The sequence below is a fragment of the uncultured Caulobacter sp. genome, from assembly GCF_937900395.1.
GTDB lineage: Bacteria > Pseudomonadota > Alphaproteobacteria > Caulobacterales > Caulobacteraceae > Caulobacter.
Genome location: NZ_CALCDX010000193.1, coordinates 13,630 through 28,505, shown reverse-complemented (window position 1 = coordinate 28,505; position 14,876 = coordinate 13,630). Strand labels below are relative to the sequence as shown.

Here is a 14,876-nt window from a genome sequence, read left to right as displayed (position 1 = left end):
TGGAGACTACCCGTGCCCAATCTCGCCCACGGCCTCGAGGCCAAGGACATCAAGGCCAAGATCGCCGCCCTGATCAGCAATCTGGTCGACATCACCGACGAGACCGGCGAATTCCTGCTCCGCCTCGACGACGGCCGCGTCATCGACACCAAGGGCTGGAACGACTGGGAGTGGACGCACGGCGTCGGCCTCTACGGCCTGTGGAAGCAGTACGAGATGTGGGGCGACGAGCGCGCCTTCGACATCATGGTCAGGTGGTTCGCCGACCGCTTCGAGGCCGGCACCCCGACCAAGAACATCAACACGGTCTCGCCGTTCCTGACCCTGGCCTATCTCTACGAGGCCACCGGCGACCACACCTACATCCCCTATCTCGAGACCTGGGCCGACTACGTCATGTACGAGGGTCCGCGCACCGAGGAAGGCGGCTTCCAGCACATCGTCTTCAACAGCGAGAACCCCCAGCAGCTGTGGGACGACACGCTGATGATGAGCGTGCTGCCGCTGGCCAAGATCGGCCTCTTGCTCGACCGCCCCGACTTCGTCGAGGAGGCCAAGCGCCAGTTCATGGTCCACATCAAGTACCTGGCCGACCGCAAGACCGGCCTGTGGTTCCACGGCTGGACGTTCCTGGGCCGCCACAACTTCGCCGACGCCCTGTGGGCGCGCGGGAACTGCTGGGTGACGATCGCCATCCCCGAGTTCATCGAGCTCTTGGACCTGAAGCCGGGCGATGGCCTGCGCGCCTTCCTGATCGACGCGCTGGAAGCCCAGATCAAGGCGTTGACGCAGTTCCAGGACCAGGAGACGGGCCTGTGGCGCACGATCATCAACGACAAGACCTCGTACCTGGAGGCCTCGGCCACGGCCGGCTTCGCCTACGGCATCCTGAAGGCCGTGCGTAAGCGCTACATCGGCAAGGAATACGAGGCGGTCGCGATCCGCGCGATCAAGGGCGTCCTGGTGAACATCGACGACAAGGGCGAGCTCCAGCAGGTCTCGTTCGGCACTCCGGTCTTCGACACGATCCAGGGCTACAAGGACATCCCGCTGACCTCGATGCCCTACGGCCAGTCGCTGGCCATGCTGGCGCTGGGCGAGTTCCAGCGCGCCTTCATCTAGCCCCGCAACCCTTTGTATTGATTAAGGTCCAGCCCTCGCAGCTGGCCCCACGGGGCGTGAAGACCCCTCAACCGGGAAGAAACACAGATGGCCAGCACGGGCGTCCGCAAGCCGACCTGGATCAACTACTGGGGCTGGGGTTCGGGCGACATGCTCGGCGCCGGCGCCCAGGCGGTGATCACCGGCTGGCTGGCCTATTTCTTCATCACCTTCTGCGGGCTCTCGCCGGTGGAGACGGGCCTGATCCTGGGCCTGCCGCGCCTCTTGGAAGCCATCACCTGCCCGCTGATCGGCTATGTCTCCGACAACCTCCGCCACACCTGGGTGGGGCGGAAGATCGGGCGGCGGAAGATCTTCCTGATCCTCACCATCCCGCTGCTGCCGGCCTTCGCCCTGATCTTCGTGACGGGCCAGACCTTCGCCTACTACCTGACGACCTTCATCTTCTTCGAGTTCGTCTACACGATGTTCCTGATCCCGTGGGAAACCCTCGCGGCGGAGATGACCAAGGACTACAAGGAAAAGGCCAAGTTCGCGGGCGCGCGCATGCTGGTCGCCCAGAGCTCGGCGATCCTGGCCTCTTACCTGCCGACCCTGATCATCAACCACTTCGGCGGCAAGGACTCGCCCAACACCTTCCTGATCATGGCCGCCATCTTCGGCGTGCTGTTCAGCCTGGTCGTGACCCTGGTGATCCTGCTGTCCTGGGAGCGGCCCTACACCGAGGACGAAAAGCTGATCCAGCCCGAGCCGATGGACTGGGGCAAGGCGGCGCTGATCCCGGTCAACATGTTCCGCGATCTGTTCTCGACCCTCAAGATCAAGGCCTTCCGCCAGCACCTGTCGCTGTATCTGGGCGGCTATATCAGCCAGGACATCTTCAACACCGCCTTCCCGCTGTTCGTGGCGACGGTGATGGTCGGCTCGACCCTGATCATCTCGCAGCTAATGACGACCATGTACGTCGCCCAGCTGATCTCGGTGATGATCGCCATCCGCGTCATCATCCGCACCGGTCCGGTGGTCGCCTACCGCATGGCGATCGCCAGCGTCGGGGTCGCCCTGCTGCTGTTCTTGGCCTTCTACCTGATCCGTCCGGCGGGCTTCGCGGACGGCGTCGCGGCGCTGAACGGCAACATCTTCAACCTGGCTTCGAGCCCGACGGTTCTATTCTGGCTGTTCGTCCCGATCATCCTGGCGGGCCTGGGCCGCGGGACGCTGAACTTCGTGCCGTGGGGCGTCTACAACTACCTGCCCGACGTCGACGAGGCGGTCACCGGCCAGCGCCGGGAGGGGATTTTCGCCGGCGTCATGACCCTGACCCGCAAGGTCGCCCAGTCCGGCGCGATCCTGCTGACCACCAGCCTGATCGGCTTGGGCGGCTTCGTCTCCGCGCCCAAGGGGCAGCCGCTGGCCCAGCAGACGCCCCAGGCCATTCAGGCGCTGGTCCTGGTCATGGTCGGCGGTCCGCTGCTGGTGATGATCGCCGGCATGCTCATCTCCTGGCGCTTCCACCTGAACGCCCGCACCCACGAGGTGCTGGTCCACGAGGTCGAACGCCTGCGCGCCGGCGCGACCGAGGCGGAGACGCCGGAGTCCCAGCAGATCGTCGAGGACCTGACCGGCTGGAAGTGGGAACGCCTCTGGGGACGCAGCTAGCGGGCTAAAGCCAGCCGTTGGAGCGGGCGATCCGGCCCGCCTCGACGCGGTTCGCCGCGCCCAGCTTCTGGGCCGCCTCGGAGAGATAGTTGCGCACGGTGCCGGGCGACAGGTCCAGCACCTCGGCGATGTCTTTGTTCGAGCGCCCCTCCTCGGCCAGGCGCAGAATCTCGCGTTCGCGGTCGGACAAGGGATCGGGCTCGGCGTCCCAGACGGCCTCCGACAGTTCGGGCGCGATGGCGCGACCGCCCGCGGCGACGGTTCGAACCGCTGCGGCCAGCACGCTGCTGGGCCCGTCCTTCAGCAGGTAACCTTTGACGCCCGCGTCCATCGCCCGACGCAAATAGCCAGGGCGGCCGAAGGTCGTGACGATCAGCACGCGCGTGGCCGCGCCGTCGGTCTTCAGTCGGGTTGCGACATCGATCCCGGTCAGGCCCGGCATCTCGATGTCCGAGATCAGGACGTCGGGTTTCTCGGCCTGGACCAGGGCGACCGCCTGCTCGCCATCGGCGGCGCGGCCGACGACCTGGATGTCGCCTTCCATCTCCAGCAAGGCGCTCAACGCGCCCAGAACCATCTTCTGGTCTTCGGCGATCACGACCCGGATCATGACGCGGCCTCCAAAGGCGCTGTGGCGACAAGGCTGGCGCCCCGCTTGTCGGATTTGATCTTGAGGCTGCCGCCAATGGCCGCCAGCCGGGCGCGCATGCCCTTCAGGCCCGAGCCCTCCGCGATCTTGCCGCCCACGCCATCGTCGGAGACGGTGAGCACCAGAGAGGACGCATTGGGCTCCAGGCGGATCTCGCACCGCGTGGCGCTCGAATGCCGGATCACGTTCGTGACCGCCTCGCGCAAGGCCATGACCAGCACCGCCTCCTGGGCTGGATGGCCGTCGACCGTCAGGGCGGAGATTTCGGCCTTCACATTCGCGGCCGCCAGGGCCTGGCGGGCCTTGTCCAGCTCGAACGCGAGAGACGCGCCTCGCATGCCGACCACCGCCGTCCGGACCTCGCTGAGCGCCTCGCGCGCGGCGGCGGCGACCGCCTGCATCTCGCGCTCGGCCGCGTCGGCGTCTCGGCTGACCAGACGCGCGGCCAACTCGGCCTTGATCGCGACCAGGGTCAGGGTGTGGCCCAAGAGGTCGTGGAGGTCGCGGGATATCCGCTCACGCTCGGCGGTCGTCGCCAGGGCGCGGACCTCCTCGTGGGCGACGGCGAGCTCCTGGTTCTTGCGCTCCATGTCGGTCTGCATGAGGCTGGCGAAGCCGACGACCACGCCGAAGATCAGGCCCGACACCCACGCCGACAAGCTATGGGCCTGCAACAAGGGCCAGAGCGCGAGCAACGCCAGCTCAAGAGCGATCATCGTCCGGATCGCCACGCCCCGTGGGGCCATGCGCGCGGCGAAGGACATCGCGTAGATGGTGTAGACGCTCCAGCCGACTTTGAAGGGCGAGAGCGCCACACCCAGGCAGAAGATCAGGATCACCTGCCAGAGCATCGGCGGGCCCCGCTGGCGCCAGATCCACCAGAAAAGGGCCAGGAAGCCCGCCGCCCCTGCGAGTGACGCCGCGATCTCGATGGGGCCAGGCTTCCGATAGAGCCAGCTCAGGAAGTAGAACGGAACATAGATCAGCCAGATCAGGTGCCAGCGAGCCTGGTAGGCGCGCCCTGGCGCGGCTGACGCCCGGGCGGAGCGCTCACTCGCGCCCTCTAGCGAAGTCGACGGATCCTTGTTCATCCGATCGGTGTCGCGCGCCCAGGAGCCCATGGTCAAGCCGCCCGACGACGCCAGCCGATCCAGGCGCCGATGACGGCGGCCAGGGTCATGGCGACCAGGATTGACACATGGTGCTCGACGTTCGCCATCGGCTGCGTCCCCGACAGCATCTGGGACAGTTGCCCGAGATAGTAGGATGGCGTCAGCTTGGCGATGTCGCCGAACCACCCGGGCATCGCGCTGAGCGGGATCCAAAGACCGCCGAACAGGGAGAAGGCCAGGAAGACCAGGTTGGCGACCGCGGTCGCGCCTTGGGAGCCCATGCGCAGGCCGATGTTCAGGCCGATCATGGCGAACGGAACGGTCGACGCCAGGCCCAGACCCAGGGTCGCGCCCCAGCGCCAGCTGTCCATCCGCACGCCGCCGAACCAGGCCAGGCCGCCCAGCAGCAACACCGACAGCGCGATCAGGGCCAAGGCGGCGGCGAGCCTGCCAGCCAGGTAGCCGCCGGCGGGCAGCGGCGCGATCTGCTTGAGCTCGATGAGCTTGGCCTCGCGCTCCGCCGCGACGGCCGCGCCAAAGCCGAACATGGCCGGCGCGATGGCGGCGAAGATCACGTAGTTGGCCAGCATGAAGTGCGCGACCTCCTCACGTCCCTTGCTGAGGCCGAGCCCCATCACGCCGTAGAAGAACAGCGGCAGGATGACGCTGGGAATGACAAACTGGGGCGTGCGCGCCGTAGAGAGAATCTGGGCGCGCGCTTCACGGCCATAGATAGCCAGGGTGTGCAGGGCGGACATGTTAGGCGACCTCGGTTTGACGTTGGGCCGGCGCGCCGGCTTGGACGAGACGGGTGACGGCGTCTTCCAGCGAAGCGCCGGCGACGGTCAGGTCATCGATGGTTTCGTCGCGAGCCAGCAGCTCGCGCAGGGTGGCCGGGGCGGACGTGGTCAGCAGGGTGACACGGCCGCCGTCGCGGCTGACGCCGGTCACGCGGGCCAGGCCGGCCAAGTCCGCGTCGGCGAGGCGGGTGCGGCAGCGGATCGCGACCGCCGAGACTTGGCTCTTGATCGCCTCGGGCGTGCCGTCGGCGATGACGCGACCATGATCGATGACGACGATGCGGTCGGCCAGGGCCTCGGCCTCGTCCAGGTGGTGGGTCGTCAGCAGAACCGACGCGCCTCGGGCGATCTCGGCGCGAACGGCCGACCACAGCGCCCGGCGGGCGTCGATGTCCATGCCGGTCGTCGGCTCGTCCAGGACCAGGAAGTCCGGACGGCCACAGATCGCCAGGGCGAACTGGACCCGGCGCTGCTGGCCGCCTGACAGCGCCCCACAGCGTCGGCGCTCCAGGCCGTCGAGCCCGGCCAGTTGCAGGGTCTCTCGCAGGGGGCGAGGTTGGCGGTAGTAGCTGCTGAACAGGTCGACCTGCTCGCGAACGGTCAGGGTGCGCGGCAGGCCCGTCTCCTGCAGCATGACGCCCATGCGGCCACGGGTCGCGAGGTCTCGCGGATCGCCGCCAAACAGGCGCGCCTGGCCGGCGTCGGGGCTCAGACGACCCGTCAGCAGCGCCACGCTGGTGCTCTTGCCGGCGCCGTTGGGGCCCAGCAGGGCCACGCACTGGCCGGAGCGGATGATCAGGTCCAGGCCGTCCAGCGCCAGGGTCGAGCCCCGTCGCTTGATGACTTGGCTCAAAAGTCCGACGGGCGTCCGGGATGGGTTCGCTGACATGGTTGGTTTCCCTCGTTGTCGAGGCCAACATGCTCGCGTCCGGCGCGACGTATCAGTGCCGCCCGTCACCGGGCCGACATGACAAACGTCACCTTGCCGCGGCCGCTCACGAAAGCCGATCTTGGAGACGCGACCAGCGGCGCGTTACAACCGGATTCGACGTGAGTCCCCGGGGAGGCCAATCGCGCCATGCATACGCAGAGAATTCTCGTGACGGGCGGCGCGGGCTTCGTCGGATCGCACCTGTGCGACCGGCTGCTCGAAAGCGGCGCCGAGGTGCTCTGCGTCGACAACTACTACACCGGCTCGCGCCTGAACGTGGCGCAGAACCTGTCCAATCCGCGCTTCGAGCTGCTGCGCCACGACGTGACCATGCCGCTCTATGTCGAGGTCGATCAGATCTACAATCTGGCCTGCCCAGCCAGCCCCGTGCACTACCAGTTCGACCCGGTGCAGACGACCAAGACCAGCGTCCACGGCGCGATCAACATGCTGGGCCTGGCCAAGCGCGTGAAGGCCAAGATCCTGCAGGCCTCGACCTCGGAGGTGTATGGCGATCCGACGATCCATCCCCAGGTCGAGAGCTATTGGGGCAACGTCAATCCGATCGGAATCCGCTCGTGCTATGACGAGGGCAAGCGCTGCGCCGAGACCCTGTTCTTCGACTACTGGCGCCAGCATAAGCTGCGCATCAAGGTCGCGCGGATCTTCAACACCTACGGCCCGCGCATGCATCCCAACGACGGGCGGGTGGTGTCCAACTTCATCGTCCAGGCTCTGAAGGGCGAGGACATCACGCTGTACGGCGACGGAACCCAGACGCGGTCGTTCTGCTATGTGGACGACTTGGTCGACGGCCTGATCCGGCTGATGAACACCGGGGACGAGGTCACGGGGCCGATCAACCTGGGCAACCCCGTCGAGTTCACGATGAAGCAGTTGGCCGAGATGGTCGTGGAACTGACGGGCAGTCCGTCCGAAATCGTCCACCGTCCCCTGCCCTCGGATGACCCGCGCCAGCGGCAGCCCGACATCACCCTGGCCAAGCAGCATCTGGACTGGACGCCGACCGCGCCGCTGAAGGTGGGTCTGATGAAGACCATTGAGTACTTTGAGGGCCTACTGAAGGCGGCCTGATAAAGCCAAGCCTTGCACCGGCCCGCCCCCCTCAGTAACAGCCGGCTATGGCGCGTTCTGTTTCCTCGCTGGCCCTGCTGCTGGCCATTTCACTTCCGGCCTTCGCTCAAGCCCAGGAGGTCGAGGCGATCTCGGTCTGGGGGCGGCGCGCCAACGACCTGGGCCGCGCGACCTCGGCCAGCGAGGGACGCATCGCCTACGCGGACTTCGCCGTCCGCCCCCTGCTTCGCCCCGGCGAACTGATCGAGGCGGTGCCAGGCCTCGCCGCGACCCAGCACTCCGGCGCGGGCAAAGCCAACCAGTACTTCCTGCGCGGCTTCAACCTGGACCACGGCACGGACCTGGCCGCGTCGCTGGACGGCGTGCCGCTGAACCTGCCCTCGCACGGCCACGGCCAAGGCTATCTGGACCTCAACCTGCTGACGCCCGAGTTCGTCCACGACATTGGCTTCAAGAAGGGCCCCTACTCGGCCGAGAACGGCGACTTCGCCACCGCCGGCGCGGTCGCCTTCGAGACCGCCGACCACTTGCACGGCGACGGCCTGCAGGCCTGGGCGGGCGAGAACGACTACTATCGCGCCGTCGGCTCCAAAGCGCTGACCGACAATGTGCTGGTCGCCGCGGATCTCTTGACGGCGCGCGGCGCGTGGACGAATCCCGAGGACCTCCGGAAGACCAACCTGCTGGGCCGCGCGCTGGCGGGTGGCTGGTCCGTCACCGCCCTCGCCTATGACGCCAAGTGGAACGCCACCGACCAGATCCCGCGCCGGGCGGTCGAGGCCGGCGTCCTGGATCGCCTGGACGCGATCGATGCGACCGATGGCGGGAACACCTCGCGCTACATCCTGTCGGCGCGGCGCCGCGACCTGCTGCGCGGGCTGGATGCTGTCGTCTATGTCCAGCGTTACACGCTCGATCTCTACTCGAACTTCACCTACTTCCTGGACGATCCGGTCAACGGCGACCAGTTCGAACAGGTTGATCGTCGCTGGGTCTATGGCGGCTCCTTGATCAAGCGCTGGAGCCTCGGCGACAGCTGGAACGCGCGTACAGGCGCCTCGGCGCGCGTGGACGACATCGGCAAGGTCGGCCTCTACCGCACCACCGCGCGGGTCCGTCGCGCGACGGTGCGCCAGGACGCGCTCACCGAATGGTCGACGGCGCTGTGGGGCGAGGCCTCCCGGCGGTTTGGCAAGGTGGACGCGACCTTCGGCCTGCGCGCGGACGCCATGGGCGCGGACGTCGACGCCGGCGATCCGCGTAACGCCGGGACCGTCAGCGACCTGCAGGTAAGCCCCAAGCTGACCCTGGCCTGGCGGGTTTCCAAGACCTTCGAGCTCTATGCGGACGCCGGGCGCGGCTTCCATTCCAACGACGCGCGCGGCGCGGTGATCACGGTTGACCCGGTCACCGGTGAGACGGCCGAGCGGGCGCCGCTGCTGTCGCCCACCGACGGCGCGGAGCTTGGCCTGCGCTGGAAACGCGGCGACTTGACCCTGACCGCCGCCGCCTGGGCTCTGCGGGTGGACTCCGAGCTCGTCTATGTCGGCGACGCCGGTTTCACCGAGGCCAGCGGCGCGACGCGCCGGCGAGGCGTGGAGTTGCTGGCTGATTGGCGTCCGACTTCCAGCGTGGGCTTCACCGCCGCCTATGCCGCCACCCACGCGCGGTTCGCGGACGATCCGCCGGAGGGCGACCACATTCCCAACGCGGTAAGCTCGGTGCTGTCCGCCGGCGCCAACTGGACGCCGGTGAAGGGCTCTACCCTGTCGCTGACCTATCGCCGCCTGGGCGGCGCGCCGCTGGTCGAGGACAACTCAGTCCGTTCGCGCCCGACCAGCTTGGTCAACGCCCTGTTCGTCCAGGACCTGGGCCGCGCCAGCCTGATGGTCGAAGTGCTGAACCTGACCAACAGCAAGCGCGACGACATCGCCTATCTCTACGCCTCGCGGCTGCCCGGCGAGCCGGCGGCCGGGATCGAGGACGTGCATTTCCACCCCGTGGAACCGCGGGCTGTGCGCGCCGGGATCAAGATCAACTTCTGACGCCTCCAGACGGAAAAAAGGGATGATTTCCCCCACCGTCCTGGCCAAGGTGTCGCCGGGGTTCATCAGGGTTCTGAATTGAGGGGCTGAACTTGTCCAAGGGTTCCATCCGTTACGCCGTGGCCGGCGTCATCGCGGCCGCGCTCGCCGCTTCTGTCGCTCACGCCGACGCCATCAAGCAGACCAAGGCGCCGTTCGAGGACAAGTTCCGCCAGCTGGAGGGCGAGGACTGGCCGACCCCGACCGACTACCGCAACGCCTCGGGCGCGCCCGGCTATCGCTACTGGCAGCAGAAGGTCGACTACGACGTCGCCGTGCGGCTGAACGAAGACACCAAGACCCTGACCGGTCGCGAGACGATCACCTATCGCAACAACTCGCCCGACAACCTGCCCTATCTGTGGCTGCTGCTGGACCAGGACTACAAGCGCGACTCGATCAGCAAGATGACCGAGACCGTCTCTGGCGAGTCGATGAGCCTGGGCCAGGTGCGCCGCATCCAGCGCCTCAAGGAGTGGGAAGGCGGCTTCACGATCAAGTCTGTGAAGGACGCCTCGGGCCGTCCTCTGAAGTTCACCGTCGTCGACACCTTGCTGCGCGTCGACCTGCCGGCCGCCGTGCGGGCCAATGGCGGCGAGACCAAGTTCACGATCGAATGGTCCCTCCCCATGGTCGAGAACAAGGTGGTCGGCGGCCGCAGCGGCTACGAATGCTTCACCGGCAAGGGCGAGGATGGCAACTGCATCTACGAGGGCGCCCAGTGGTTCCCCCGCCTGGCCGTCTATTCGGACTATGAGGGCTGGCACAACAAGGCCTTCCTCGGCTCGGGCGAGTTCACGCTGGAATTCGGCGACTACCGCGTGGCCCTGACCGTGCCGTCGGACCACGTGGTGTCCGCCACCGGCGTGCTGCAGAACCCCGCCGCGGTGCTTTCGCAGGCCCAGCGTGATCGTCTGGCCAAGGCCCGCACCGCCAGCGAACCGGTCTATGTCGTGACGCCCGAGGAGGCCCTGGCGGCCGAAAAGGGCAAGGCCAAGACCGAGAAGACCTGGGTCTTCCAGGCCAGCAACGTTCGCGACTTCGGTTGGGCCAGCTCGCGCAAGTTCGTGTGGGACGCCCTGGGCGTGAAGCAGGAAGACGCCAAGGCCGAGCACCCGGTGGTGATGGCCATGTCCTTCTTCCCGAAGGAAGCCCGCCCGCTGTGGGACGCCTATTCGACGAAGTCGATCGCCCACACCCTGAAGGTCTATTCGGACTTCACCTTCGCCTATCCCTATCCGGTGGCCCAATCGGTCAACGGCCCGGTCGGCGGGATGGAATATCCGATGATTTCCTTCAACGGCCCGCGGCCGGTGAAGGACAAGAAGACCGGCGCCCTCACCTACACCGAACGCGCCAAGTACGGCCTGATCGGCGTGGTGATCCACGAGGTGGGCCACAACTACTTCCCGATGATCGTCAATTCCGACGAGCGTCAGTGGACCTGGATGGACGAAGGCCTCAACAGCTTCCTCGAGTTCCAGGCCGAAGTGCAGTGGGACAAGAAGTTCCCGGCGCGTCGCGGCGAGCCCAAGGACATCGTCGAGTACATGGTCAGCCAAGACCAGGTGCCGCTGATGACTCAGTCGGACTCGGTGATCCAGTTTGGCCCGAACGGCTACTCCAAGCCCGCCACCGCGCTGGTCATCCTGCGCGAGACGATCATGGGCCGCGAGCTCTTCGATCGCGCCTTCAAGGAATATTCGAACCGGTGGCGGTTCAAGCACCCGACCCCGTATGACTTCTTCCGCACGATGGAAGAGTCTTCGGGCATCGATCTCGACTGGTTCTGGCGCGGCTGGTTCTATTCGACCGATCACGTCGACATCGCGTTGGACAAGATCGTCCAAGGTCGCCTCGACAGCGGCGATCCCGACGCCGAGGCCTCCGTTCGCAAGGCCGAGCGCGCCAAGGAGCCGGAATCGCGCACCGCCGCGAACAACAAGGCGCCCACGGTCGTCGAGCTCGATCCCAAGACGCGCGACTTCTATAACGCGAACGACGAGTTCGCGGTGTTCGACAGCGCTCGCAAGAAGGCCAAGTCGGCGCGCGAGGACCTGACACCGGAAGAGCTGGCCGCCCAGGACTTCAAGGACAACATCTATCGCTTCACCTTCCGCAACATCGGCGGCCTGGTGATGCCGGTGATCCTGAAGATGGACTTCGCCGACGGCTCCTCGGAGACGGTTCGCATTCCGGCCGAGATCTGGCGCAAGAGCTCCAAGCAGGTCACTTGGCAGTATGTCTCGACCAAGCAGCTGAAGGGCGCGCAGATCGACCCGCTGTGGGAGACGGCCGACGCCGATCGCGGCAACAACGTCTACGAAGGCGCGATCGTCCCGACCACCTTCAAGATCGCCAAGCCGCCGGAAGGCGCCAACCGCATGAAGGACGCCAATCTGAAGGTCGAACCCGACAGCTTGGCGACCCTGCCCAACGCCGAGCCGAAGAAGGACGAAGGCTCCAAGTGAACCGGCGCGCGGCCGTTCTCCTAGCGGTGGCGGGTCTCGTGCTCGCCCCGCTTCCGGCGGCCGCGCACCGCGGCCACGGCGCGCTCAGCGTCGTGGAGATCGACGGCAAGACCGGCGCCGTTCTGGTCAGCCACCGCATCCCGGCTCACGACGCGGAACCGGCGCTGGCCTTGATCGCGCCCGAAGCCCAGGCCAGCCTCGACGATCCAGACGCGATCGAAGCGTTGAAAGGCTACATGGCCACGCATTTCACGGTGGCCGCGGCAGGCGCGCCCATCGCGCTCACGCTCAAGGACATGACCCTCGGCGCCGACGAGGTCCGTCTCGAATATGTCGGCAGGATTCCGCCCGCCGCCGTCTCGGGGGATATCACTGTGCAAGCCGCCATGTTCGGCGACGTCTACGGCGATCAGGTCAACCAGGTGAACATCCGGCGCCTGGGCGTTACGCGCACTCTGATCTTCAATGGGCCAGACGCCGCCACGCCACAGACCTTGGACGCGGTCGCTCACTGACCGACATGACAAACGTCACCTCAAGCGCGTGACCCCAGGCACTGCAACGCTTTGAGTCGTCCTGGCAGGTTCCTCGCGACAGAGGAGACCTTCCATGACATTCACGACCCGCCGCGCCGCCCTGTTGGCCGCCACGGGCCTGGTCGCGTTCAGCGCCAACGCCTACGCCCAGACGCCGACCGCCTCTCCGCCTCCGGCGAAGAAGGAGCCGTCGACCCAGGTGCAGGGCGTGACCATCACCGCCCCATCCAGCCAAGACATCAAGACCTCGATCGACCGACGCAGCTACAGCCTGGGCAAGGACCTCCAGGCGACCACGGGCTCGGTCGCCGACGTTCTGCGCAACGTGCCGTCGGTGCAGGTCGACGTGCAGGGCAATGTCAGCCTGCGCGGCGACTCCAACGTCACCATCATGATCGACGGCAAGCCGTCGGGTATGTTCAAGGGCGACAACCGCGGCCAGGTCCTGCAGCAGATCCCCGCCAGCCAGTTCGAGCGGGTCGAGGTGATGACCAATCCCTCGGCCGCCTTCAGCCCCGAAGGCTCGGCGGGCGTCATCAACCTGATCACCAAGCAGCAGCGCGGCGTCGGGACCACCGGTTCGGTTCGCGGCAACTTCGGCACGGAAGGCCGCAAGAACGCCAGCATCAGCCTGGCGCGCAACACCAAGGCCCTGACCCTATCGGCCGACGCCGGCATCCGTCGCGACAAGGCCAAGGGCCAGATCGTCGACGACCGAGAGCGCCTGGACACAGCCACTGGCAAGTATTCGCCCAGCCATCAGCAGATCGGCTTCGTCAGCCGCGGCCTGTCGCACAACGCCCGCGCCGGCGTCGACTACGACCTCGATAAGAAGACCCGGCTCAGCGCCGAGGCTCGCTACAACGACATGAGCTACAAGTCCAAGTCCGGCTCGGACTACGACGGCCGTACGCCGAGCGGCGCACCTCTCGTCCGGTATCAGCGGCGCGGCGACGGCGAAATGAAGCGGTCGGTGGCCGGTCTGTCGGGCGACCTGCGCCGCAAGCTTTCCGGCGAGGATCACGAGCTCACGGTCCACGCCAGCCTGGAGCGCACCCGCGACCGCCAGACCACCGTGTCGGACGGCTTCAACCAGCTGCCGGTTGTCTCAAGCTACGCCGAACGCGTTCGGGTTGGCGACGAGCTGATCCAGGGCCGCCTGAAGGCCGAGTACAAGCGCCCCCTGCCCGGCGGCGCCAAGCTGGTCGCCGGCTATGAGCTGCAGGTGGACGACAACGACTACGACAACTTCGGGGCCCGCGGCCCGCTGGGCGGATCCCTGACGACCGATCCGGCCCTGACCAACCAGTTCAAGTACAAGCAGGCGATCAACGCCCTCTACGCCACCTACAGCCGCGCGATCGGCGACTGGACGGTGATGCCGGGCCTGCGCGTGGAAGAGGTCCAGATCGACACCAACCAGGTGACCTCCAGCCTGAAGGACTCCAACGACTACCTGCGCGCCTATCCGTCGCTGCATGCGCAGTACAAGATCGACGACACGCGCCAGGTCAACGCCAGCTACAGCCGTCGCATCCAGCGGCCAAGCGCCCAGGACCTGAACCCTTACCGGATCTATCAGGACCCCTATAACTACCGCCAAGGCGACCCGCGCCTGAAGCCGCAGGTGACGGACTCTTTCGAGGTCGCCTACCAGCGGCGCAAGGGCTTCAACTACTATCTGGCCACGCTCTATTGGCGCCAGGCCCGCGACGGCGTCACCGACGTGGTCCGCGAGCTGCCCGGCGGCGCCCTGCTGACGACCAAGGCCAACCTCGCCAAGAGCCGCAGCGGCGGCCTTGAGCTGGTCGCCAACGCCCGCCTGACGCCCAAGGTGTCTTATACGATCAGCGGCAACGCCGCCTGGAACGAGATCGGCGCCACGGATCTGGGCTTCCCCGACAAACGCTCGACCTGGACGGTTTCGGGCTATGCGGCCCTGAACATCCAGGCCACGCCCGAGGACTTCCTGCAGATCAGCGGCTTCGCGATCGGCAAGCGCTTGACGCCGCAAGGTTACCGCGAGCCGACCGGCATGCTGAACCTCGGCTACCGCCACAAGTTCAACGATCGCCTGTCGGGCGTGATCACGGTGCAGGACGCGCTGAAGACCTTCGGCGACAAGCTGGTCATCCAGACGACCGCCCTGAAGGAGCGCCGGGCCATGGACCTCGACCTGAGGGCGGTCTTTGTCGGCATAACCTATGGCTTCGGCGGCCAGGGTCCGGCCAATCCCCGTCGTCCGCGCGAGCCGGCCTTCGACTTCCAGACCACTCCGGGCGGCGTTGGCCCGATGTAGAGCCAAGCGGCGGCTGGCGAACCTCGCCGGCCGTCAAGCGGGTCCCGAAACCGCGTAGGCTGCGACAACCTGCCCTATCGCCTTTGTCGCCCCGTCGGCCTTCTGCATGGGGCATGAC

The 14,876-nt window shown here is 66.8% G+C and carries 11 protein-coding genes; 7 read left to right on the top strand and 4 right to left on the bottom strand.

Features of this window, described 5'->3' with window-relative positions; all coding sequences use genetic code 11:
• Positions 1-12 precede the first annotated feature (12 nt).
• Positions 13-1,122 (top strand): glycoside hydrolase family 88 protein, encoded by a 1,110-nt coding sequence (locus Q0379_RS16850; RefSeq protein WP_299014057.1) that lies wholly within the window; start codon positions 13-15, stop codon positions 1,120-1,122.
• A gap of 87 nt (positions 1,123-1,209) precedes the next feature.
• On the top strand, positions 1,210-2,781 hold the full coding sequence (locus Q0379_RS16845) for an MFS transporter (RefSeq protein WP_299014054.1): 1,572 nt from the start codon (positions 1,210-1,212) through the stop codon (positions 2,779-2,781).
• A gap of 4 nt (positions 2,782-2,785) precedes the next feature.
• Here Q0379_RS16845 and Q0379_RS16840 read toward each other — a convergent pair whose 3' ends face one another.
• Genes Q0379_RS16840 through Q0379_RS16825 form a run of 4 tightly spaced genes read right to left on the bottom strand, consistent with a single transcriptional unit; the run spans position 2,786 to position 6,231 of the window.
• Positions 2,786-3,391, bottom strand: a complete 606-nt coding sequence (locus tag Q0379_RS16840; RefSeq protein WP_299014051.1) for a response regulator transcription factor — start codon at positions 3,389-3,391, stop codon at positions 2,786-2,788.
• Positions 3,388-4,551 (bottom strand): sensor histidine kinase, encoded by a 1,164-nt coding sequence (locus tag Q0379_RS16835; RefSeq protein ID WP_299014048.1) that lies wholly within the window; start codon positions 4,549-4,551, stop codon positions 3,388-3,390. The genes Q0379_RS16840 and Q0379_RS16835 overlap by 4 nt, the downstream gene beginning before the upstream one ends.
• A gap of 2 nt (positions 4,552-4,553) precedes the next feature.
• On the bottom strand, positions 4,554-5,291 hold the full coding sequence (locus tag Q0379_RS16830; RefSeq protein ID WP_299014105.1) for an ABC transporter permease: 738 nt from the start codon (positions 5,289-5,291) through the stop codon (positions 4,554-4,556).
• Positions 5,292-5,301: 10 nt separating this feature from the next.
• Entirely contained in the window at positions 5,302-6,231 is a 930-nt protein-coding gene (locus Q0379_RS16825; protein WP_299014045.1) for an ABC transporter ATP-binding protein, read from the bottom strand.
• Between the two features lie 189 nt (positions 6,232-6,420).
• On the opposite strand from Q0379_RS16825, the gene Q0379_RS16820 reads away from it, so the two are divergent.
• The 5 genes from Q0379_RS16820 to Q0379_RS16800 all read left to right on the top strand — a co-directional run bounded on the left by Q0379_RS16820 (position 6,421) and on the right by Q0379_RS16800 (position 14,758).
• Positions 6,421-7,368 carry a UDP-glucuronic acid decarboxylase family protein gene (locus Q0379_RS16820; protein ID WP_299014042.1) on the top strand — a complete coding sequence of 316 codons (948 nt, stop codon included), beginning with the start codon at positions 6,421-6,423 and terminating at the stop codon, positions 7,366-7,368.
• A 47-nt stretch (positions 7,369-7,415) separates the two neighbouring features.
• A complete protein-coding gene (locus Q0379_RS16815) occupies positions 7,416-9,413 on the top strand; it encodes a TonB-dependent receptor (RefSeq protein ID WP_299014039.1) in 1,998 nt (665 codons plus the stop codon).
• A gap of 86 nt (positions 9,414-9,499) precedes the next feature.
• Positions 9,500-11,923, top strand: a complete 2,424-nt coding sequence (locus tag Q0379_RS16810) for a M1 family metallopeptidase (protein ID WP_299014102.1) — start codon at positions 9,500-9,502, stop codon at positions 11,921-11,923.
• 38 nt (positions 11,924-11,961) lie between these two features.
• Positions 11,962-12,438 carry a DUF6702 family protein gene (locus Q0379_RS16805; protein ID WP_299014036.1) on the top strand — a complete coding sequence of 159 codons (477 nt, stop codon included), beginning with the start codon at positions 11,962-11,964 and terminating at the stop codon, positions 12,436-12,438.
• A gap of 94 nt (positions 12,439-12,532) precedes the next feature.
• Positions 12,533-14,758, top strand: coding sequence for a TonB-dependent receptor (locus Q0379_RS16800; RefSeq protein WP_299014033.1), 2,226 nt, complete (start codon positions 12,533-12,535; stop codon positions 14,756-14,758).
• The last annotated feature ends 118 nt before the right edge of the window (positions 14,759-14,876 follow it).